This is a genomic window from Rhodococcus sp. BS-15 (genome assembly GCF_000813105.1).
Lineage (GTDB): Bacteria > Actinomycetota > Actinomycetes > Mycobacteriales > Mycobacteriaceae > Rhodococcoides.
The window spans coordinates 1-2395 of the sequence record NZ_BAOX01000471.1; the positions used below are offsets into that span (position 1 = coordinate 1).

The window sequence follows — 2395 nt, forward strand, 5'->3', positions numbered from 1 at the left end:
GCGACCGACCACGACGGACGCGGCGAGCACCACCGCCGGTCGGCGCACCGTGACCACCACCAGTGCCCCGTCCGGCGTCGAGGAGACGACGGCACCCGACAGACCCACCCGCGACCGATCGACCGCGGTGCCGACGACGGTCCCACCTGCCACCACGACTCGTCCGACCACAACGCGCCCCGCCACGACGACCCGGGCAACGACGACGCCGCGTCCGACCACCACCACGCGGTCGACTCGGACGTTCGATTTTCCGTTCCCGGACTTCGACTTTCCGCGACGCTGACGGGTCTGCGCTTTCCGACGCCACCGGCCCCGGTACTCGAGGCAGGATGAACGGTATGGAGTCGATTCAGACCGAGCGCGAAGACAAGTTCGACGTCGACGCAGATTTTCAGTTGCCCACTCTCGCTTCACTGGTGCCCAACGGCGGCGCACTGGTGTCGAGCGAGACCGACCTGAGCAGTGAGTATTTCGATACTGCCGGCCACGACCTGTTGCGACGCGGAATCACGCTGCGGCGTCGTACCGGTGATTCCGACAACGGCTGGCATGCGAAGGTCCCGGCGGAGAAGGCGCGGACCGAGATTCGGCTCCCCCTCGGCAACGGTGCGCACAATGCGGTGCCGGACGAGCTGAACGACGTGCTGCGCGGTGCGGTGATGGGCGCGGAGTTGTCCGCAGTCGCGACTCTGACGACGCGTCGAACGATTCACTCCGTGTCCGACGCCGATGGGACTGTGGTCGCGGAAGTTGCCGACGACGAGGTCTCTGTCGTCCTGATCGGCGGGGCGACCGGTCCGCGGTGGCGGGAGGTCGAGGTGGAACTCGGACCCGCAGGGTCGGAGTCGTTTCTGAAGAAGGCGGGCAAAATGCTGCGCGCTGCCGGTGCTCGGTCGTCGGCGCATCCGTCGAAGTTGGATCGGGCGCTGTCGGTGGTGCGCCAGGTGCCCGCCGAACCCGGGGCGGCGCTGCTGGCGGACTACCTCGACGATCAGGCACAGGCGATCGTCGCCGGCGATGTCTACCTGCGTCGAGGGCTGGATCCGATCCATTCCACGCGGGTGGCGATTCGGCGATACCGCAGTACCCTCCGTGTGTTCGGGAGTCTGTTCGAGGACGAGCCCGCCGCGCAACTCGAGGCCGAACTATCCTGGTATGCAAGCATTCTCGGCGAGGTTCGCGATCGTCAGGTGCAGCGTGCTCGGTTCGCTGCGGCGTTGCGCGAACTGCCGCCCGAACTGGTGCTCGGGCCGGTGGCGTCGCGGATCGAGAACGATCTGTTGGCCGAGCAGATTCGGTACCGCGAGGCCGCGATGACCGAACTCGACGGAGAGCGTTACCGCGCGCTGCTCACGACGCTGTCGGAGTGGTCGCGCGGGCTCCCGATCGACGGCGAGGTCACCGACCGAGTGTTGGTCAAGCTTGCGCGCAAGGCAGGCAAGAAGGCGATCGATCGCACCAAGAGTGCTGTGCGCGGCACCGACGACGAGGCGTTGCATCGCGCACGGAAGGCGTCGAAGCGCGCGCGATACGCGGCCGAGTTGGTCGCACCGGTGGTGGACAAGAAGGTCTCCAAAGCGAACATCAAGCACTTCAAGACGATTCAGGAGGTGCTGGGAGAGCATCAGGACGCGGTGATCGCGGCCGAAATTCTGCGGACTCTCGGCGCGCGTGCAGGAACGACGGCGGGGGGAGAACGGCTTCACCTTCGGCCTGCTCTTCGAGCGCGAGCGCCGTGCCGCCGAGATGGCGCGGGACGAGGCGAGCAGGTTGGAGTTCTGATCGCTGAAACCGGCGTATTTCCCCGATTCGAGGGTCGAAGGGTACTCTGAGTCGGAATCGAATCGGGGGAGTCGACCATCATGGCCATTGCGCTCGGGGTGCACGTCGGTGTCGAAGAAGTGTCTGCCTCGCTGGTCGAGGCCGATCTGCCCGAACTCGGGCCCATTTCCTCTCGCACCGTGTCCGTTTCCGCGGTCCCCGGCGGTGTCGGTGACGCCGTCACCACCATGCTCGGAATCATGAGGGTTCAAGCGGCGCAGAACGACTTGCTGATCAGCGGTTCTGGAGTGGTCTGCGACAGCATCGCGCTCTGCGGGATCGTTCGCGCCGCTCTGGCCGCCCATCATGTCAGCGACGTCGGGGTGGTGGATGCCGGAGATCCACGGCTGGATGCCGACTATTCGCTGGACATCGCAGCGGCACTGATCGGCACCGCGGCTGCTGCCATCGCGTGGACGGGCGAGCCGGTGGCCGTCCCTGCCGAGGCGGTCGACGAGGACTGGAGCGGTTCCGCGAGCGATGTGGCCGGTACGCCACGCAGCGCACGACTGACGATGATCGGTTTGGGCGTCGCGGTTCTCGCCGCACTGAGTGGAGCCACGGTGTGGGA

The 2395-nt window shown here is 66.7% G+C and carries 1 protein-coding gene and 2 pseudogenes; 2 read left to right on the top strand and 1 reads right to left on the bottom strand.

Features of this window, described 5'->3' with window-relative positions; translation table 11 throughout:
• Nucleotides 1–228: hypothetical protein (locus RHBS_RS26955; RefSeq protein ID WP_145977639.1), on the bottom strand; the 228-nt coding region annotated here is incomplete at its 3' end.
• Between the two features lie 113 nt (nucleotides 229–341).
• On the opposite strand from RHBS_RS26955, the pseudogene RHBS_RS26960 reads away from it, so the two are divergent.
• A pseudogene (locus tag RHBS_RS26960) lies at nucleotides 342–1785 on the top strand (CHAD domain-containing protein).
• A gap of 80 nt (nucleotides 1786–1865) precedes the next feature.
• Nucleotides 1866–2395 (top strand): annotated as a pseudogene (locus RHBS_RS26965) (hypothetical protein); the annotation flags it as partial.